The sequence below is a fragment of the Limosilactobacillus reuteri genome (genome assembly GCF_002254085.1).
GTDB lineage: Bacteria > Bacillota > Bacilli > Lactobacillales > Lactobacillaceae > Limosilactobacillus > Limosilactobacillus reuteri_K.
Map to the genome: position 1 here is coordinate 1 of NZ_NGPY01000006.1, position 19,798 is coordinate 19,798.

General features: G+C 39.2%; 19 protein-coding genes and 1 tRNA gene. 8 read left to right on the plus strand and 12 right to left on the minus strand.

Annotated features, from left to right (window positions below; genetic code table 11):
* Window positions 1-250: 250 nt before the first annotated feature.
* A complete protein-coding gene (locus CBG10_RS01490) occupies window positions 251-1,441 on the minus strand; it encodes an alkaline phosphatase family protein (RefSeq protein ID WP_094502359.1) in 1,191 nt (396 codons plus the stop codon).
* 104 nt (window positions 1,442-1,545) lie between these two features.
* Between CBG10_RS01490 and CBG10_RS01495 the strand changes: the two genes are divergently transcribed.
* Window positions 1,546-3,354, plus strand: a complete 1,809-nt coding sequence (locus CBG10_RS01495) for a heavy metal translocating P-type ATPase (RefSeq protein WP_094511424.1) — start codon at window positions 1,546-1,548, stop codon at window positions 3,352-3,354.
* 48 nt (window positions 3,355-3,402) lie between these two features.
* On the opposite strand, the gene CBG10_RS01500 is transcribed toward CBG10_RS01495, so the two are convergent.
* The 3 genes from CBG10_RS01500 to CBG10_RS01510 form a co-directional block, all read right to left on the minus strand.
* Window positions 3,403-4,137 (minus strand): M57 family metalloprotease, encoded by a 735-nt coding sequence (locus tag CBG10_RS01500; protein WP_003674517.1) that lies wholly within the window; start codon window positions 4,135-4,137, stop codon window positions 3,403-3,405.
* A 75-nt stretch (window positions 4,138-4,212) separates the two neighbouring features.
* Window positions 4,213-4,917 carry a hypothetical protein gene (locus tag CBG10_RS01505; RefSeq protein WP_094502357.1) on the minus strand — a complete coding sequence of 235 codons (705 nt, stop codon included), beginning with the start codon at window positions 4,915-4,917 and terminating at the stop codon, window positions 4,213-4,215.
* 109 nt (window positions 4,918-5,026) lie between these two features.
* The gene (locus CBG10_RS01510; RefSeq protein WP_003667139.1) at window positions 5,027-5,347 is read right to left on the minus strand and encodes a membrane protein; all 321 of its coding nucleotides are present in this window, start codon (window positions 5,345-5,347) and stop codon (window positions 5,027-5,029) included.
* Window positions 5,348-5,633: 286 nt separating this feature from the next.
* Here CBG10_RS01510 and CBG10_RS01515 point away from each other — a divergent pair, with 286 nt between their 5' ends.
* Window positions 5,634-6,989 (plus strand): FAD-dependent oxidoreductase, encoded by a 1,356-nt coding sequence (locus CBG10_RS01515; RefSeq protein ID WP_094502356.1) that lies wholly within the window; start codon window positions 5,634-5,636, stop codon window positions 6,987-6,989.
* A gap of 127 nt (window positions 6,990-7,116) precedes the next feature.
* On the opposite strand, the gene CBG10_RS01520 is transcribed toward CBG10_RS01515, so the two are convergent.
* The 6 genes from CBG10_RS01520 to tpiA all read right to left on the minus strand — a co-directional run bounded on the left by CBG10_RS01520 (window position 7,117) and on the right by tpiA (window position 12,836).
* Window positions 7,117-7,395 (minus strand): hypothetical protein, encoded by a 279-nt coding sequence (locus tag CBG10_RS01520; protein WP_003665472.1) that lies wholly within the window; start codon window positions 7,393-7,395, stop codon window positions 7,117-7,119.
* A gap of 70 nt (window positions 7,396-7,465) precedes the next feature.
* Window positions 7,466-10,315 carry a DUF3427 domain-containing protein gene (locus CBG10_RS01525; RefSeq protein ID WP_094502355.1) on the minus strand — a complete coding sequence of 950 codons (2,850 nt, stop codon included), beginning with the start codon at window positions 10,313-10,315 and terminating at the stop codon, window positions 7,466-7,468.
* 20 nt (window positions 10,316-10,335) lie between these two features.
* Window positions 10,336-10,836 carry a phosphatase PAP2 family protein gene (locus CBG10_RS01530; protein WP_094502354.1) on the minus strand — a complete coding sequence of 167 codons (501 nt, stop codon included), beginning with the start codon at window positions 10,834-10,836 and terminating at the stop codon, window positions 10,336-10,338.
* Window positions 10,836-11,789: an aldo/keto reductase gene (locus CBG10_RS01535; protein ID WP_094502353.1), complete on the minus strand. Its 954-nt coding sequence runs from the start codon at window positions 11,787-11,789 to the stop codon at window positions 10,836-10,838. Before CBG10_RS01535 ends, CBG10_RS01530 begins: the two co-directional genes overlap by 1 nt.
* A gap of 146 nt (window positions 11,790-11,935) precedes the next feature.
* A tRNA-His gene (locus CBG10_RS01540) sits at window positions 11,936-12,010 on the minus strand.
* Between the two features lie 55 nt (window positions 12,011-12,065).
* Window positions 12,066-12,836 carry a triose-phosphate isomerase gene (gene tpiA, locus CBG10_RS01545; protein ID WP_094501829.1) on the minus strand — a complete coding sequence of 257 codons (771 nt, stop codon included), beginning with the start codon at window positions 12,834-12,836 and terminating at the stop codon, window positions 12,066-12,068.
* A 131-nt stretch (window positions 12,837-12,967) separates the two neighbouring features.
* Here tpiA and psiE point away from each other — a divergent pair, with 131 nt between their 5' ends.
* From psiE to CBG10_RS01570, 5 genes are all read left to right on the plus strand, one after another.
* Window positions 12,968-13,369 carry a phosphate-starvation-inducible protein PsiE gene (gene psiE, locus CBG10_RS01550; protein WP_094511426.1) on the plus strand — a complete coding sequence of 134 codons (402 nt, stop codon included), beginning with the start codon at window positions 12,968-12,970 and terminating at the stop codon, window positions 13,367-13,369.
* A gap of 11 nt (window positions 13,370-13,380) precedes the next feature.
* Window positions 13,381-13,923: an RBBP9/YdeN family alpha/beta hydrolase gene (locus tag CBG10_RS01555; protein WP_094501831.1), complete on the plus strand. Its 543-nt coding sequence runs from the start codon at window positions 13,381-13,383 to the stop codon at window positions 13,921-13,923.
* Window positions 13,924-14,538: 615 nt separating this feature from the next.
* A complete protein-coding gene (locus CBG10_RS01560; protein ID WP_019252273.1) occupies window positions 14,539-15,564 on the plus strand; it encodes a cation diffusion facilitator family transporter in 1,026 nt (341 codons plus the stop codon).
* A gap of 330 nt (window positions 15,565-15,894) precedes the next feature.
* Window positions 15,895-17,313 carry a Na+/H+ antiporter NhaC family protein gene (locus CBG10_RS01565; RefSeq protein WP_003665460.1) on the plus strand — a complete coding sequence of 473 codons (1,419 nt, stop codon included), beginning with the start codon at window positions 15,895-15,897 and terminating at the stop codon, window positions 17,311-17,313.
* A gap of 143 nt (window positions 17,314-17,456) precedes the next feature.
* Entirely contained in the window at window positions 17,457-17,690 is a 234-nt protein-coding gene (locus CBG10_RS01570; protein ID WP_003665459.1) for a cytochrome b5 domain-containing protein, read from the plus strand.
* Between the two features lie 187 nt (window positions 17,691-17,877).
* Here the strand turns inward: CBG10_RS01570 and CBG10_RS01575 are convergent, their stop codons facing one another.
* Window positions 17,878-18,528, minus strand: a complete 651-nt coding sequence (locus CBG10_RS01575; protein WP_094501833.1) for an NAD(P)-dependent oxidoreductase — start codon at window positions 18,526-18,528, stop codon at window positions 17,878-17,880.
* A gap of 78 nt (window positions 18,529-18,606) precedes the next feature.
* On the minus strand, window positions 18,607-18,834 hold the full coding sequence (locus CBG10_RS01580; protein ID WP_094501835.1) for a hypothetical protein: 228 nt from the start codon (window positions 18,832-18,834) through the stop codon (window positions 18,607-18,609).
* A 108-nt stretch (window positions 18,835-18,942) separates the two neighbouring features.
* On the opposite strand from CBG10_RS01580, the gene CBG10_RS01585 reads away from it, so the two are divergent.
* Window positions 18,943-19,683 carry an SDR family NAD(P)-dependent oxidoreductase gene (locus CBG10_RS01585; RefSeq protein WP_094511427.1) on the plus strand — a complete coding sequence of 247 codons (741 nt, stop codon included), beginning with the start codon at window positions 18,943-18,945 and terminating at the stop codon, window positions 19,681-19,683.
* Window positions 19,684-19,798 lie beyond the last annotated feature (115 nt).

The window sequence follows — 19,798 nt, forward strand, 5'->3', positions numbered from 1 at the left end:
TTACATAACCACTTCGTATGGGCTAAGCTATTTAATTTATTAGCCATATTTATATAACCTCTTTTCCCTTATTGACTTTGGCTTGAACACCTACATCTTAAGGCAAAAGAGGCCTTTTTTATATAATTTTTATCGCCCACCCGCATAGCAGGTGGTTTTTTGTTTCGTGCACTCGCTCTGCTCGCGCACTCAACCAGGTCTAAAGACATTAATAAAAGAGGATGGAAAATCAGAATTTTTCCATCCTTTTTTATTGATATGCAGAAAATAATTCTCTTAAAAAACTATTACCAACTGGCAACTTATCTCCTAAATCATAATTATCAAGAATTGTTGCCCCAATATCGCTAAAACTTTTGCCACCAAGAGAAATATTTTGCTTAAGATGCGGAGATGTTACAAGTAACGGTACGTATTCACGCGTATGTTTTTCACCAGGATAAGTAGGATCATTCCCGAAGTTCCCCGTCACAATCAGCAAATCATCATCTTGTAGTTTATCGATGACTTTTGTAAGTTCGTGATCAATCCGCATTAGTTCTGTTCCAAAGCCTTCAGGATTACGCGCTTTACCAAATTGCTCCATCTCTCCTACTTCTGCTATACAAACACCTGTAAATTTTTTGTCGATTAGCTCTTGTAGCTGAACAAAACTCTCTTTATTATTTCCAATTATTTCTTTACGAGCTAAATCAAAGAACTGGGTACTTTTTCCGATTAATTTTACCGCATAGCCTTCTTTCAGAAGACAATCAATAACTGTTGGACTTGGTGGAGCTAAGGGAAACTTATAAAGTTCTTGGGGATAAAAATTAGTCGGCCGGTTGCCACTAAAAAGAAGGCCATTTATATTTTCAATAGTATACGGAGAGTTATCGAGCATTGTTCGCAAAATCTGACAATCTTCTTTTAATTCGGCAACCGAAATAGTATGTTCATGCGCAATTAACCAAACACTCGAAGAACTAGCCGTCGCCAATAGCAGACCACCTGTTGCCAATTGTTCAAGTCCGTAATCCTTCAATGCCGTCTGGATATTCAGTAGCGAATTACTTAAAACCGGGCGCATGGCTTTGTTCGCAAAATTAGTCGCTATTTCCAACGGCACACCATCAATAAAAATGTCAGGTTCAGCGGACGTTGCTAAGCCCATCATCTCCCACTGGCTCTCTCGATCACTCAGGCCCGTTGAGATTGAACTTATTTGCCCATAAGTGGCGTGAGGATTTGCAAGCGAAGGCATCCCCATAATTGGGTGCAGGTTTCCTAGACCTAGTTTCTGAAAAGTCGGCAATTGCAACCGCATCCGAAAGTGTTCCCCAAGATGCCCTAGCGTATCAGCCCCTAGACTCTCAAAACGATTGGCGTCAGCCGTTGCTCCAATTCCTAATGAATCAATTATCACTACAAAAATTCGTTGATAAGATTGTCCATTTTGCATTATTTTTCACCAGTTCTCCTTAATATTTCTAACTTTTTATTATATCACTGCACAAAAACTCTATAATTAAAGTGTAGAAAGTATTAGAACTAAGCGGGGGTATTATGAAAAAACTATCTAATAAGCAAAAACTAATCATTATCCTAGTAATTGCAGCAATCGCAGTCGTGCTCCAATTTGGATTTCATTTACAACTTTTTGCTCAAATTCTAGTTACTGTCGTCGGCGCAATTGTTGCCTTTTCAATGTTTATTGGCATGATAAAAACTATCCGCAGTGGTAAATATGGCGTTGATCTGCTTGCCATTATGGCTGTCGTCGCAACGCTAGCTGTTAGCGAATATTGGGCAGCGATGGTTATTCTTGTAATGTTAACCGGAGGAGATGCCTTAGAAGATTATGCTGCCAAAAAAGCAAGCACCGAATTAAAAGCATTACTTAATAATTCACCACAAACGGCGCATTTAGTCACCAATGGCAAAACCAGCGACATCCCAGTTAACGATGTCAAAGTTGGCGACCAGCTTATCGTTAAGCCTGGAGAATTAGTACCAGTCGATGGAATCATTAAAAATGGTGAGGGATTGTTCGACGAATCGTCATTAACTGGTGAATCACGGCCAGTTTCCAAAACAGCCGGGGATGAAGTGATGTCTGGATCTGTTAATGGTGATAATGCGATTACTTTACAGGTCACCAAACTAGCAAAAGATAGTCAATATCAGCAACTCGTTAAATTGGTTAAGGAAGCTGAATCAACTCCTGCCCACTTTGTTCGATTAGCTGACCGATACGCTGTACCATTTACAATTATTGCTATTATTATCTCTTCACTTGCATGGGCACTTTCCGGGCATCCCGAACGATTTGCGGAAGTTCTCGTTGTCGCTTCACCATGTCCGTTAATCCTCGCAGCTCCTGTGGCAATGGTTTCTGGAATGAGCCGAGCTTCACGAAACGGAATTGTTGTCAAAACAGGGAGCGTACTGGAAAAACTAGCAGTTGCTAAAACTGGTGCATTTGATAAAACAGGAACTATTACAAGTGGTCAATTGACCGTTGATAAAATCTTACCAACAGGAAAAATCGATTCAGCCCAGCTCCTCCATTACGCAGCAAGCGCCGAACAACAATCATCACATATCCTAGCACGCTCACTGCTTTCTTACGCCACTGCGTATAACATTCCCTTATCGACCGTTGATCAACTTAAAGAAATAACCGGTAAAGGAATTTTAGCAACTGTTGATGGGCAGGAAGTTAAAGTAGGAAAATTAAAATTCGTATCACCTGAAAATCTTGACCAGATGTTAGCAGCAACAGCTATCTATGTGAGCGTTGATGGGCAATACTATGGCGCAATCACTTTTACCGACCATATTCGTCCTGAAGCAAAGAAAACAATGGACCAGTTAAAACGGCTTGGTATTACCAATCTATTAATGTTAACTGGCGACCAAGCTGTTATTGCAGATAAAGTTGCTCAACAAGTAGGGATCACCCAAGTTAAAGCCGACCTTCTTCCACAAGATAAAATCAATGCACTTAAAGCCATTCCAACAGATGAACATCCTGTTTTCATGGTTGGCGATGGCGTAAATGACGCACCTTCTCTTGTGACAGCTGATGTTGGAATTGCAATGGGGGCTCACGGATCAACTGCTGCTAGTGAATCCGCTGCAGTTGTCATCCTAAAAGACGACCTTTCGCGAGTCGCAAAAGCCGTTAGCATTTCTCAGGAAACTCTGCGAATCGCAAAACAAGCGGTCCTAATCGGAATTACAATCTGTACTATCCTAATGCTTATTGCTAGTACCGGAATTATTCCAGCCTTTTTTGGCGCCATGTTACAGGAAATAATTGATACTGTTTCTATCCTGTGGGCACTAAAAGCGCGAAAAATGACAGACTAAATATAATAACGAGGCTGAGAGAAATTCATCCTTTCAGTCTCGCTATTTTTATTTATTATTAGCATATAGTTTTTGCACCGCTTGCACATCATCTGGTTGAATCGTATAGAATGATCCAGCAGGCTGCATTACCGAAACAGCATTGGTATGATCAAGTCCAATCGCATGTCCCAGTTCGTGTTCGGCTGTATTAACAATTCGTTCCTGACTATAGCCATAACTTGGGTCAGTTAAATAATATGTATTTAAATACACCGTTGCATGCATAAATCTTCTTGTTAACGAATTCGAGGACGTCTTCGTTAACCCAGCAGCATTTGAATCAGAGCGGTTCATCGTCGTAACAACAATATCCGCTTTGCTTTGATTGTTTACTGGTTTGAATGTAAATGCCCCAGTTTGATTCCAGTTTTGAATTGCAGTATTAGTAGCTGCATCAAGTTGAGCATTATTTGTATTTACATAAACCGTTGCTTGATTAGTCGCCCATCGTCCAGTAGACGGAATCGAAGTTTGTGTACTCGTTTGTTGTTCTGTCGTTGGTTCTTGTTCATTTTTAGAAGAACTGTTATTTGCATCGTTTAAGTGCAGATTAGAATTATCGTTTGAATTTGTATCGTCTTTGCCAATTAACTTAGCAATACGATCACGAACGTTCCATGCAGTTTGGTTTGCAGTTGCTTGAACCCGTGCATCATTGAAATAAAGCCATCCTCCACCTACTAAAAGTCCTATTATAAATATCCGCTTAAGCAGTCGAAAAATGAAATTTATCTCGTTCACCTTCTTTCAATTGTTACTAATTATAAAAAGTCAATCAAGATAAATCATGAACTAAATTTTAAATTTTGGTAACGATCAGCGATAATTTAATTCACGCTCTAAATCGCGAGCATAAAATTTCAAGATTTGTTCAATCGCTATCACATCATTTTGGGCTTGATGGTATTTAACCCGGGGAAGATGCAACAACCGACACATCTTTTCCAGACTGATCCCACTTTTACTTTTCCAGACTTCTTTAGCAACTAATTTTTCCAGATCTAACGACTGAATTGTGCGCCAGGGACGATCCTCTTTCCTAATCTTTAATCGATTTGCTTCATAATTCAACGATTCAAAGTCAGTTCCATTATCCCAACTCACAATATAGTCGGGGCGTTCCACCGCAATGAAATGAAAAATCCGGTTAAAAATCTGTCTAACCTCATATTCATTTACTTCCGAAAGACGAAGGTCATATTGTCGTAAAAAAGCCAATTGCCGCTCAGCAGACATATTCTGAGCATAGAGGTAGTAATTAAAGCTGCTTTGTGTTTCAAACATTCTCCCTGCAATCTGGGCAACTCCATTTCGATGCTTCTGCTGATCTTGAAAAAACTCAAGGTCCAAAATAAGAAATCGTGCTTGACTATTTAATCGTTGACGCAATTGATCGAAGTTTTTAATGGCTGGCGCTTTCTGAGCCTCTTTGTCCTTCTCAACCGGCAACGACTGTAAAATCATCTCTGTCACCGGCGCAAAAGAACTAAAGTGAACTACTGACATCCCATCTTTTAGCATCTCTACTCACCCCTAAACATATGTTCGATTAATTATATCATAGAGTTGAGAATTAGCGTATAAAAAATAGGATTGGAGAAAATCTCATTTTCTCTCAATCCTATTTTTCCTAATGTAAACATGTGATAAAGGTGATTAAGCCAAAAATAATGCCAGGGAAATTTGCCCAGAAGACTGGCCAATCACGTTGTTGTTTGAAGTAAGCATAAATGCACCATAACGTACAGTTAAGCGCTGCCACTAATGGTTGTAAAGGAGCACCATAATTTCCTGCCAAATTATTCTTAATCTGTGAAATGTAAGATACATACATCAAAATAGCTACAACTGTTGCAACTTTACTCAAGATGTCGATAAACTTGGTCTCTTGAATAACTGGTTTCTTTTCATTTACTTTTTTTGGGTGTTCTACTAAATGTGCAGCTTTCATTATAATCTCTCCTCAATCAAAACTTTTTGTAAATCAGTAAAACGTTTTATTTCGATAGCACACTCTTTATGATCAATAATGTACAATATTCATCTAATACGTTTTTCTTTAATATACAAGTTCTGACTGCAGTTGGGACTAATATATTTACGATATCATCCTAACACTTTGTTCAGTAAAATGCAAATTGCACATTTGGCTTATTTAAGCGTTTTAAGTGACAAGACGTTTATTCTTAGTATAATTTCAAAGTATGTAAAATAATTTCAACTTTGGAGGCTTTTTAATGGAAACAGTCAAGAATATTATTATCGGGTTTGGCAAGGGCGGAAAAACGCTTGCGAAGTTTCTCGCTCAGCATGGGGAACAAGTGCTTGTTATTGAAAAATCGAAGCAAATGTACGGGGGAACCTGCATTAATATTGCTTGCCTTCCCTCCAAACGGCTAATTATTGAAGCTGCTCATGGAACCTCATTTGAAGACGCAGTCGATGGGAAAAATGTGATGACATCCCAACTCCGCCAAAAGAATTATCAAATGTTAGCAAGTGAAGATAATATCACTGTCTTAGATGGAACCGCTCATTTTACTGGTAACCACACAATTGATGTACAAACTCCAGATGGTCAAACACTTTCCTACAAGGGCGAACGTATTTTCATCAATACTGGTGCAACACCAACCATCCCCGACATTCCTGGATTAAAGGATAATCGTTTTCTTATGAATTCTACTCAAGCGATGGATCAGCCTAAGTTACCACGTGAACTGGTGATTATCGGTGGCGGTTATATTGGTCTTGAATTCGCAAATATGTTCACTTCCTTTGGTTCACACGTCACGGTTCTTGATCACCATCAGACTTTACTACCACGTGAAGATGATGATGTGGCTGAAATGGTAATCCAAAACTTTAAGGATAACGGGGTTCGCTTTGAAGTTGGGGTTGATATTAAAGTGATTGGCGAACAAGATAATCAAGCTGCGATTACTTTTGCCAGAACTGATAATCATGAAACAACCATTTTTGCTGATAAGATTTTAGTGGCAACAGGCCGAAAACCTGCAACAGCGGCCCTTGATTTGCAAAATACAGATATTAAGGTCGCTAAAAACGGGGCGATTGTTGTCGATGACCTCCTCCACACTAGTGTTCCTAATGTGTGGGCAATCGGGGATGTTAAAGGTGGTCCCCAATTTACTTACATTTCACTTGATGATTTCCGGATTATTAAAGAGGAATTATTCGGTAACAAGGAACGGCGAGTTAGTGATCGTTTAGTTGTCCCAACCAATGTCTTTATCGAACCTTCCCTTGCACAAGTTGGTTTAACAGAAAAAGAAGCACAAAAACAAGGGAAAAAGTACTTGCTCTTTAAGATGCCAGCTGCTGCAATTCCAAAAGCAAAAGTATTGAAGGATACCCGTGGACTGCTTAAGGTACTGGTCGATCCACAAACGAACTTAATTATTGGGGCTACCCTTTATGTCCAAGAAGCACAAGAAATTGTCAACATGATTGTTCTGGCAATGCGGGCAAAACTTCCCTATCAAATGCTTCGTGACCAAATCTATACCCACCCAACAATCAGCGAAGCGTTCAATGATTTATTTAAACAACCAGTAGATAAAAAAGAATGATAAGAAATGGAAGCGGGAAATAATCTCCGCGACAAGGCTCGAGGCTAGTGCCGCGATATCGTAACAATATTCGTATAAAAAAACGAGGCTGTTGAAAAAACAAAAGTTTTTTCTCAGCCTCATTTTTCTATAGCTTATTATCAAGACGATCAATTAGTTTAGAAATGTGATTGTTAAGTTGATCAATCGTGCCTTTTTGTTCATCAATATGTTCTTGTTGCCGTTCAATGGTATCGCGTAATTCATCTTTCTTGCTTTGCTTATTCTTCTTTTGACTCTTCTTTAAGGACTTTACTAGGGCCCCCATCGTGTTGACATCATATTCATTTAATAAGCCAGCTAATTCATCTAATTTAACATCCCGAACTGAACGCTTATCGCTAGTTTTTACCTTTCCTTTTGCCATAATATTCATCTTCTTTCTTCGTCTTTAATTATAGAAGATTTAGTAAAAAACAAAAGCAATATGGTTACGTTTATATTGCTAATAGGTTCATCATCGCCGGGGTTAACGGCTGTTCTAAGACTAAATCCATCCCCACTGCCGCTTTTTTCTTTGGCCCAACTAATTCTTCTCTTACGGAGTCCGGTTGAATATAAGCAGGACCCAAATAATAAAATTCCTTGCCAACCGCATCGCTCTGTTTGACAAATAAGTGTAACTTTACTTGCGGCTTACCCTCTTTTACTCCCGCAAGCAACCGTTGCACCTCATCAGATGAAAGATGGCGAGGCGTCCGTGTGTACCAGCGCAACGAACGTCCATCTTGGAGTTGATTATTATAGATAGCGTTTCTTTTTTCTTCTGCATCCTTATGGTAGGTAATGAAAATCGGACACACATCTTCTGCCACCCGATATCCATATAACGGGGCACTTACGTCGAGGGGCCAATTTAATAAGCGGCAAACATCTTTGCGATCATATTGCTGATAAAGGGTAAATGCTTGCTTGAGATCATATTGCTTGGCGATTTCAAGGCCCGTTGTTAATACATCTGTAAACAAGCGTTTGAAATCATTGTGACTTTCTAGTCCTTCTCGAATTTTTGAATTAAACTGATACGTTAATAAATCTGGATGATCAACAATCGGCTGTCCGCCATACTGATCCTTTTTTAACTGTTTACCAGCTTTTACATTAAAGAATTGCAAGCTTAAAATATCATCAACTGATTGTAAAACAGCTGGTGTAACACGAATATTTTGTTGCTCTAGTTCTGCTTTAAAAGCATCAATTGAACACGTACCGCGAAGTAAGCATTGAAGGAGAATCAATTCATGTGGCCGTTTACCGTTAAGCAGCTCTTTAGTTAAAAAGGCTAGTACTTGACGCTCATAATTAGTTAATTTAAGTTCGATTCCCATCTTCTCTAAAAAGTCACCATAATGGTTGAGCTGGGAATTTTGCGCAAATACTCGGGGATCAACAGAACCATAACGATAAAAGTCATCCAGCACTGGTGTCCTCCCTAGTTGGTTAGTTAAATCATGGTATGCCTGTCGCAATTCACGCATTGAGTCCAATTTAACTTTATCAAGGGAGGCTAAAATTTGTTCTTCGGCAACCTTCGTAAAGTTAATAGTTGAAACATCAAAATTCGTTGGTACCTTAACTTCACGACGCGCTTGATCCTTACTTCGACTATTATCCTGATTAAGCGCAAGAGGAATCATATAGTTATGCTGATAATTGCCAATAAAATCAATTACTGTCACAAAATCTTTACCAGGGTATTTACGCAATCCACGCCCTAGTTGTTGGGTAAAAACAATTGGTGATTGGGTATTGCGCATCATTACAATCTGATTTACTGATGGAATATCAACTCCTTCATTAAAAAGATCGACGGTAATGATATACTCAATCTTTCCTGCTTCCAATTGTTCAACTGCCCTTGCGCGCTCTTGACTGCTGCTTTGATTCGTTAATGCAATCGCAGGATGGTCAGCCGCATTAAATTGGACTGCCAATTCTTTTGCTTCTGCCTGCCGACTACAAAATATTAATCCACGAGGCTGATCCCCACAGTATCCGTAGTAGTCTAATTGATTAAGAACATAATTAACCCGTTTTACAGCAATCAATTGATTTAACTTAGAAGTCTCGGTAATAACTTCACCATCAACTTCATAATCGGTGACCCCTACATAATGAAAGGGAGTTAACATTTTAGCAGCCAATGCATCTTTCAGACGAATTTCGTAGGCCAAATGATAATCAAACAACTTAAATACATCTTGATTATCCATTCGTTCAGGGGTTGCAGTCATCCCCAACCAAAATTGCGGCATAAAGTGGTTTAAAATTCGTTGATAACTAGGCGCTGCTGCACGATGGGCCTCATCAATCAAAATGTAGTCAAATTCGGTTGCTTTGAGCTTATCCAGAACTGATTGCTGGCTCAGTGTTTGGACAGTTGCAAATAAATATTTAGCATTCCAATCATGGCGATTACCTGTCAGTAACCCATAATCAGTTTTCTTTCCACCAATAACTCGTTGAAAACTAGCTAACGATTTTTGGGCAATCTGTTCTCGATGAACGATATATAAGAAACGACGCGGTTGATATTTTTTAACCGCAAACGCCCCTAGATACGTTTTTCCAGTTCCAGTTGCTGAAACAACCAGTCCTTTTTTAGCGCCAGTTTTTATCAGAGTACTTAATTGTCCTAAAGCGGCCTGTTGCATTTGATTAGGCTCAATTGGTTTTAATTTTTTCGGTTGCGTCACCCTAGTCTTTGGTGGTTGCCAATTCTTGCGATACTCCGCAATCCACTCTGATGTTAGAACAGTACTCTCATGTTTAACAGCATTTAATTCCGCCGTTAGTTGTTGAAAAAGGCTTCCTTCTTGGCGGGAACTTAATTTCAAATTCCACTCCTTATTAACTAATAAAGCAGACCGTGTAAAATTAGCACTCCCAATAATTACGGTCTGATATTCCCCATGATCAAATAAATACCCCTTAGTGTGAAATCCATTAATATCAGCAATCCTGACCGTTAAATTAGGAATTTTTTGCAATTCTTCAAACATCGCAGGGTGATTAAAATTCAAGTAATCACTGGTAATGATGGTCCCACGTACTCCCTGCTGTGCTAAGTCAGCCATCACTGCCTTAAATGGAATCAACATGTCTAACGTAATAAAGGCGACTGACCACGTAAAGTTTTTACATAACAGCAATTCGTGCCGTAACGTTTGCCAAATTGTCGATGATTGATTATTGGTTAATAATTGCGGACCTAGTAACGTATTGCCTTGATATTGAGTACTAATAAGTCCATTCAAAATTGCGTCTTGCAGCACTGAATTGTCCATGAAATACACCTTTCTAAAAGTTAGCTAAGAAATAAAAGTGAACCACAAATAACACCACAAATAAACCCGATAATCACATCACGGGGAAAATGAACCCCGCCAATCACTCTCGTAATAGCAGAAACAACAGCTAAAGCGAGTAAGATTATTCCTAAAATCAAGTTTAGCCTGAACCCACACATCGCAATAACAGTCGCAGAAAAAACATGACGACTAGGCAATGAATCACCAGTTTTTTGCCGTCGAATTAAGGGATTAATCGGAAATTTTTCGTATGGTCGTGGCGCGTCAATCCGTTGGCGAATAAAAGAAAGCAGAATAAAGCCAATGCCGGGAATAAGCAGAAAAGGCCCTGCTTTCAAGACATCATTTTTTTCCACCCATACTAATATAACGATATAGGCAACGTACATAACCCACACAACAAATTTATTAACCGCCCGTAATAATGGAATTGTCCACTGGTGTCGATAAAAAGGAGCTGTAATATGCTGATAAAACTGTAGATAATCTTTTTTCATTATGGCAAATCATTCCCGGCCGCAAGATATAGGTCATACCATTCTTGACTCGTCAATGTAATATCGCTCCCCTTAGCACTGTCAATAATATGAGCTGGTATCATAGTACCAAGCAACACTTGCATATGCGCGGGGTGCCGTAAAATCCATGCAACGGCAATTGCATTTTTGCTTACCTTATATTTTTGCGCAAGAGTTTCTAACATTGCGTTTAGTTCAGAGAATTGATCATTATCAATAAATGTCCCAGCAAATGTGCCGTATTGGAAAGGTGACCATGTTTGAATCGTCATCCGTTTTCGACGCGTGTACTCTAATAATCCTCCATCATGATTGATTGCAGCATCATCAGTCATATTCGTATGCAGGCCAAAATCAATCATCCCCGTATGCTTTAAACCAAATTGTACCTGGTCAATCAAAAGCCGTTGGTTTGTTGCCGCTTGAAGGAGCGCGATTTGTTGCGGGTTAAAATTCGATACTCCAAAATGACGGACTTTCCCAGATGCTTGAAGGTGGTCAAAGGCTGCTGCTATTTCTGCGGGCTCCATTAAAGGGTCTGGACGATGAATCAAAAATGAATCAAGATAATCAATTCCCATCCGTTGTAAAATCCCATCAACAGCAGCGATTAAATGCTTCTTTGACGAATCATACCGCGTTATTTTGTTATCCGCGTTCGCAAAAAGGCCTCCTTTTGATTGAATGTAAAAGTCATCACGGGTAAGACTGCTTTTCTTTAACGCTTCACCAAAATGGAGTTCTGACGATCCGCGCCCTAACTGTGGATCATTGCCATAAATATCAGCTGAATCAATAAAATTTATTCCAGCATCGTGGGCGGCTTCTAAGGCATCGATTGCTTTGGGCACTGTTAATGTCCCCATTCGCATAATGCCCAATGCAACATTCGATACTTCCCAGCTTGTTCCACCAATTTGTACGTTTTTCATAATTAACGCCCCTTTTTCTTTCTCCACCTTATACCGTTTCTATTTTAAGTTACTTTCTTTGATGTTATCAATTAAAATTCATACAACAGAAAATGCAAAAAGCGCGATGGCAAAGGAAAAAATCCTTTGCCATCGCGCTAGGTCAGGGCGGTATGTGGGATTCGAACCCACGCGTGCCGGACCCACAAACCGGTGTGTTAACCAAACTTCACCAATACCGCCATAACAACTGTTAATAACTATAACACAAAATGACGGTAAAGAGAAAGACTTTTTTTATTTTTCTTGGTCCTTTTTTAAATAATTAACCATTCGCAAGAAATTATCAACATCTAAACTTGCCCGACCGATTAATACCCCATCCACATCTGGCTTGTTCATAATCATTCCGATATTATCTGGATTGACACTGCCACCATATAGGATCCGGATCTTATCAGCAATCTCATATGTATAATTGTCAGCAATCGTTCGCCGAATTTGACGGCATCCTTCTTCAGCAAGAACTGGATTAGCGTGCTGACCATATCCTACTGCCCAACTTGGTTCATAGGAAACGACTACATTTTTAATTTGATCAAGAGAAACGCCCCTCAATACGCTCATCAATTGTTGAAAAACGTAGTGGATTTCACCATTAACTTCTTTCTGAACCATCGTTTCATCCGTACAAATTATCGGGGTAACACCCATTTGGAGGGCTGCCAATACTTTCTGATTAACCAACTCATTATCCTCGTGGAATAAATGGCGACGTTCAATATGTCCTAACATTACATATGAAATACCAGCGTCAGCTAAACCTCGTAAGCTAATTTCACCAGTGAAAGCTCCCGAATATTCAGCCGCCGCGTTTTGCGCGATTATCTTTAATCCTGAATCATCAGCCGCGTGAACCATACTGGGTAATGCAAAAGCTTGGGCCGCAATTCCGACTTCAATTTCTTGCGGATCCGGTAGTTTTCCTTTAATTGCGTCTACAAATTCAACCGATTCTTGGACATTTTTATGCATCTTCCAATTAGCTGCAATAAAGGGTTTTCGCATTTCTCACTCCTCCTTTTATCCTCTATCTTTAAGTATCGCATATTTTTAATAGCTATTTTGTTAAATATTAGCTAAATTTCTTGATCATTGCTATCCTAGAGATAAAGCGTTTTCTTGAGGAGTATTAGAGAATGAAAAAAATATATAAATTAGCAGCTAATTTTAGTCATATTTTGCGTCTATGTACAATCGGTGCACTAGCAATTCTAGGAATTTTATTAACTATTATTTTATTTACGGAAACTTTTTCGCTGATTCCTCTTATGCAAGCGGGAAATACGGACCATGTCATTTTTAAGATTTTGGATCGCGTTATTGTCTTTTTCCTTTTCTTTTCATTTATGACAATGATAATTACCGCGCTAAAACATCATGGCCGGATTGCAGTCGACTTTCTATTAAGCTTAGGAATTATGGCTTTAATCCGGGGACTAATTGCCGCCCACGGTCAGCCTTATGAAATTCTTACTAATTCGATTGCCATTTTATTATTAATCATCGGCATGGTAGTATTGAAACACTTTATGAAATAGGAGTCGTAATAATGAAGAACGCATACTTAATTCATGGCACTTCTACCAGGGATGACGACTGGTTCCCCTGGCTCGAAGAAGAAGCGAAACCAACAATCGCCCTTGATCGGATATGGCTACCAAATCCCTTTAATCCCCAACAAGCTGAATGGGATCAAGCGGTTGACGACCAAATTCATCCCCAAGATAACCTCATCCTTGTCGCTCATAGTCTCGGCTGCATTACGGCCCTTCGTTATATTGAACGTCATCATGTTAAAGATGCACGGCTTTTACTTGTGGGACCATTTGATAAGGGATTACCAGCTTATCCCGAATTAGATGAATTTATGAAAGATCATCCTCATTATGAGCAAATTTTTCCTAAACTCGCTAAAGCTACCGTTATAACAGCTAAAGATGATCCAATCGCTCCTTATCAAAATAGCATTGCGGTCGCTAATAAAATTAGAGCAAAACTCATAGTTAAAGAAAAAGGCGGCCACTTTTTGACTAGTGACGGCTTCACAAAATTTCCTCTAGCCTTAAAAGAATTAAACAGATTAGCTGAGTAGCTTAACTTTATAAAGAAATAATTCGATTTTACTTAATAATTAAAATTTATTCATTCATATAATAGCTACTTATAATATTTTGCTTATAATCATTCCCTCCTTTCGTAAAAAAGCTCATTAAAAGCTTAGCTAATTATTATCGTCACTACTGCTAAGACCTGTTACAATACTTGGTGGAGAGGGGAAAACAATCATTATAATTTATTTTCCAAAAAGGCAACTGTAATTAGTTGTGCTGTAAAAAATATTTTAATTATGTAAAGGAGTTGTTCAATATGATGTCAATTATGAGTAATATGATCGCTGTAGTAAGTTTTATGGGACTGATTATTGCAACATGCGCCCACGTAATTAATAACCGGGCCTAGCAATTATTTTCATTATTTTTGGGACTGTGATATAAGTTAAGTTGCTTTCATAAAAAGCAAATACGCAGTACAACAATGGCCTCCAACGTCCGGCAAAGCCGAACGTTGGAGGCCATTGTTGCTTGCGAGGGCTCCCAGAGGCTAGCTTCGCGTCGAAAAACGAAGTCACAAGTGCCTTCTGTCTCGCTCCCTTATTTTTTGCGTTACAATTAAACTGATTTTATTAATCAAGGAAGTTCTTAAATTAATGACTAAATTTAAAAGACATACAACCGAAGAAATGAATAACTGGGAAAAAACGCAAGCAACCGAACTAGCAAAGATTCGAGCTTCCCAACACCATTTAATCTATAACTTGGTTGCTTATGTTGTTATTTCAATAATTGAGTACTGGTTGGCTGAAATAAGTAAATCGCAGACATTACGGGCCGATGCTTTCAACAACCTTTCGGGAATTATCTCGACCTTTTTACTGATGATGGGCTTACATATCGCCCAGGATGTCGATGATGATGATATCATTGGCGCACGGCTGCCTTCTGGAAATTATCAAGCACATATGGGGTCTGACCAACGAGTACAATTTGTTCGTTGGCGTTATGAGACAATTTTTTCCCTTGTCACAGCGGTCGTTATGGTTGCGATTGCTTTAAGCGTTATCATCGATGGCATTAAAAGTCTCCTCAATCCTGCAAGTCGAGTGGTTCCACAACCAGTCGCATTGATCGGGGCGGGGATCGCGTCAGTTATTATGTTAGTTGTTTGGTATATGAATCGACAAACAGGACTTAAGTTAAAAAACGCCGCGTTGCTTGCTTCTGCCCAAGATAGTCTGAGCGATGCCTTCACAAGTATTGGAACCTTGATTTCAATTGGTGGTGCCCTCCTCTTTAACCTTCGTTGGCTTGATGGTGCTACCAGTATTGTCGTCGGTTTCTTTATTCTATATTCTGGACTAAAAATTTTCTTTGAAAGTAGTCTTAACTTAACCGACTACTTTGATCCCCGCGCTGAACAGGAATACCGTCAAACAATCACCAATATTCCGCACGTTGTAAAAGTTGTCGAACTAAAAGCTCACTATAACGGAAACGTGGTCACGCTTGATGCTTCCGTGATGGTTAACGCTAAAATGACGATTCTCAAAAGTTTCCAATTATCAGAACACATCGAAAATGTAATGCGAGAAAAATTTGGAATAATTGATACTGATATTTCTTTTGTCCCTGATCCTCATTCATTTTCTGATAAGGATATTTCTGGTGAATTTTAAAATTAGAGTTTGACAAATGTAGATTAGAATGTTTTAATGATTACAACTTAACTTGAAAGGAACGACTAACATGATTCAACACTCATTAACTTCAACCAAGTATTATAACAACTATGCTTACCGTGCATAATTGTCTGTACTCATTTAGGTACGGACAGCGGTGTTCGTACCTAAGCAGGGTTGTTTTAATGAGTCCTTTGCTAGGTACATTGATCTAGTAAGGGCGTGTAGTTTTCCGCGATTTTTTATACTACCGTAATACCAACTAGATTAAGCAAATGCCGCTGATCTAGTTGGTATTTTTTATTAAAAAACAAGGAGAATTACACAATGAAAACTATTAACAAATCAAAAAATAGTCCTGAGCCAGTGATTGGTTTTAGTGAAAGTTTACTTATTCTTGGCGTTATTTTATGCATCTTAGGCTACCCTATTATTTTTAAGCACCAAGAACCGCAAGCCCCATTATTTATTTCCTTTGTTTTGCTCGCCGTTTACGGGCGAATTCGTGGATTTAAATGGGATACAATAATGAATGGAATGCGTCATGGTTTGCGAGCCGGTGTTGACCCCCTCGTTATCTTTCTTTCCATCGGCGTCTTAATCGCTACCTGGATTTTTTCGGGAACAATTCCAACAATTATGTACTTTGGTTTTGAAATTATTTCTGTAAAGTTCTTCTTACCAACAGTTTTTATCGTTTGTACCCTTGTCGGGATCGCTTGTGGAAGCTCATTTACAACTGTATCGACAATGGGGATCGCCTTTATTGGCATTGGTGCAACCCTTAAAATTAACCCCGGTTTAACTGCGGGAGTAATTGTTTCAGGGGCCTTTTGTGGTTCGAATATTTCCCCACTTTCAGGAACAACGAATCTAGCTGCCAGTGTTGGTGAAATCAGTATCTACAAGCACATTAAATCCCTACTCACCACCGATATTCCTGCCTGGGCAATCTGTCTTATTCTTTACACCTTCCTAGGATTGAACTCCAAAAATGTTAGCTTAGGCGCCGTTCACCAAATGATGGCCGGTTTACAAAATGGGTTCTGGATCTCAGGATGGGCTCTTCTCCCTGTTCTTCTCCTAATCGTGTTAGCCATTTTCCAAGTTCCAGCTATTCCTTCCCTTGGCCTTGGCTCACTCTTTGCGGTCGTACTTGGCTGGATTCACGCACCTAAAACCAGCCTTACTACGATTACCAATACTATTATGACTGGTTACGTTTCCCATACCGGTGATAAAACAATCGATACATTGCTTTCTAAAGGTGGTATCTCTAGTATGCTTACTTCTCTAGCCCTAATTATCTTTGCCCTTGCTTTAGGTGGCTTATTGATCAAGTTCAATATTATTAGCGCCATCATTAATCACTTAACTGGGATTGTAAAGACGCCTGGTCGATTAGCATTCTCCACAGCTCTTACCTGTATTGGGGTTAACCTCCTTGTTGGGGAACACTACCTCGCAATTATTCTTCCTGGGCAATCATTTCTCCCTTCATTTGATAAATTAGGCTTAAAACGGGTTGATTTAACTCGGATTCTCAATGACGCAGGGGCCGCAGTCAACGCAATTGTCCCATGGAGTGTTTCTGGGGTATTCATCGCTAGTACCTTACAAATTAATCCATTAAGTTTTATTCCGTGGGCATTTTTCCCATTCCTCGTTACTATCCTAACGGTTATTGCCGGAATGCTTGTAAAAGTCCCAGCCCAAAGCCCTGCTGCAAACTTAGCAACTGAATAAATTGAATTTCAGATGTCATTACTATTTTCGTGTTATAGTGATGATAGGATAACGAATAAACTCGTCATCTATTTTCATATGTTGTTACATCTATACAGGAAGGGGCCGAGTCAATTCCCAGCTTCTTAATAGGAGGGATTATTATGCGGTCATTTACTCACAATGAATTAGCGCAATATAATGGTCAAGAAGGTCGTCCGGCATATATTGGAGTACGTGGAAATGTTTATGATGTTTCTGAAGTTCCTGAATGGAAAGGCGCAGAAATCCATGGTAATGTTTTCGGCCATGATTTATCAGACGTCACCTATCAACAAGCAGCCAAAAAGTATTCACCGGTTTCAAAGCTCCCAATTATTGGAAAATTAGTTGATTAATATTAAAAGGGAGCGAGACAGAAGTCACTCGTGACTTCTTTTTCGAGCCCCCGCAAGCAACAATAGGCCTTCAGTGTTCGACTTTGCCGGACGCTGAAGGCCATTGTTATATTGCGCTGTTCGTATTTTATGGAAGTGACCTAACTTATGTCACAGCTCCTTTTAGTATTTACTGTAGTTCCAATAACTATTCTGCATCAATAACAGTAATTCGCTCACGATGGTGGCGTGGCGCTAAAATTTCATTGACCACTAACTTCGCCATTGTCCCTGCAGTTACCTTTGATTCATTTTGTTCATTAAATAATAATTCATCCTGACCAAGAATATAATTAGTAGCAACCCCAGCTTCAAATACTGCTGATGGTGAAATTCCTAGCCAGTCAATGTCAGAAATAGTTTCAAGATACTGTAACTCTTTTAACTGCTGGCGTGGTGTATTAATCCATGTCTCAGCACCAGGCATCTTTTCAATATCATCAACAAATAGGTGCTTATCCTTACCAGTTTTAAGGCTTCCGGCACCGAGGATGAAAATTAACCGGATTTTTTGTTTTCGAGCTAAAACTACTAATTTCTCAGCCAGTCTTACTTGCCGATCAGCATTCTCTGGGCTAGTACCATATGCATCAACAATCACATCAAACCGTGATAGCAAACTATCATTTAAAGCGAAAATATCACCACTAATCAAATTGGCATCGTCACCAAGGATCTTTCTTGCCTTACTCTCGTTTCGAACAATTCCAGTTACATTCAAATCTTTTTTCGTCGATGCTAATTTATAGATTGCGCTGCCTGCCATTCCAGAAGCACCAATTATTCCAACTCTTATCATGACTATCCCTCCTTGGACTATATTCCCTTCATGAATAACTCTATCACGAGGAAGTATTCTTGCCAAAGAAAAGGCTTCCTATTCGTTACTAGCTAAATAATGGCGAATATTCCGAATGCATTTATTAAACTCAACCCAGTCATTAAAATTCAGGTCAAGGTCTTTCACTTGATAGCGATCAGGTGGCGTAATGACTGCTCGTTCTTGTCCATGATATTTAAGAATTAGTTGTGCGTCTACTTGTTCTAATGTATAGCCACGTCCATGAAGCCAATTCTGGAGCGCTTTTAAGGTTGCTGTATTCATTGCGTTTCCTCCTCATCCTTATTTTTATTATAAAGACTTTTCTAACAAATAGCTAAATCCGGCCAAAAATGCCATAATTAGAGAAAAGATTAGAGAGGAGTTTTATATATGCAGACAGTTGTTATTACTGGTGGAACCTCTGGGATTGGTCTTGCCACTGCTGATATTTTTCTTAAAAATGGGTGGAATGCGGTGCTTATCGGTCGTGATGCAGAAAAGGGGATGCAAGTTGAACGACAATTAGGCGAAACGTATTCTCCGGCACAAGTTGCTTTTATTCAAGCCGATATTAGTAAATCAAGTGAGGTTGAACATGTTAAGCAAATAACTCTCAATAAATTTAAAACCGTTGATGCGATTATCAATAATGCAGGAATCGTTATTCACGGCGAGGTTCATGAAACAAGTGAAGAAGATTGGGATAAAATCTTTGATGTCGATGTTAAGGGAACTTTCCTCGTTAGCAAAGCCTTCTTGCCAACAATGATTGAACAAGATCATGGTAGTATTGTTAATATTTCCTCTGTCTCAGGAATGGCTGGTGATCGAGCAATGGTTGCTTATAATGCCGCCAAGGGAGCAATTATTAACATGACTCGGGCAATGGCAATTGATTACGGTAAAAATAATATTCGCGTAAATGTTGTTGCACCTGGTCCGACTAATACCCCGCTTTTCCACCAAGATAAACAAAAATTCGCAAAGAACAGTCCGTTAAATCGGATTGTTGAACCCGAAGAAGTCGCCGCTGCAATTTATTTTGTTGCTAGCCCAGCTGCTAGTGCAATCACGGGAGAAGTAATTCCTGTAACAGCTGGCTTTGAAATCTCAACGGGACAACCAATGTAATTAATAAAGCCACTAGTAGCACTTAATGTGTGTTACCAGTGGCTTTATTATTTATGACTTGACCAAAGTTTTTGCATCATCTTTTTTAACGGGGACATAAATTTTTACCTAATAA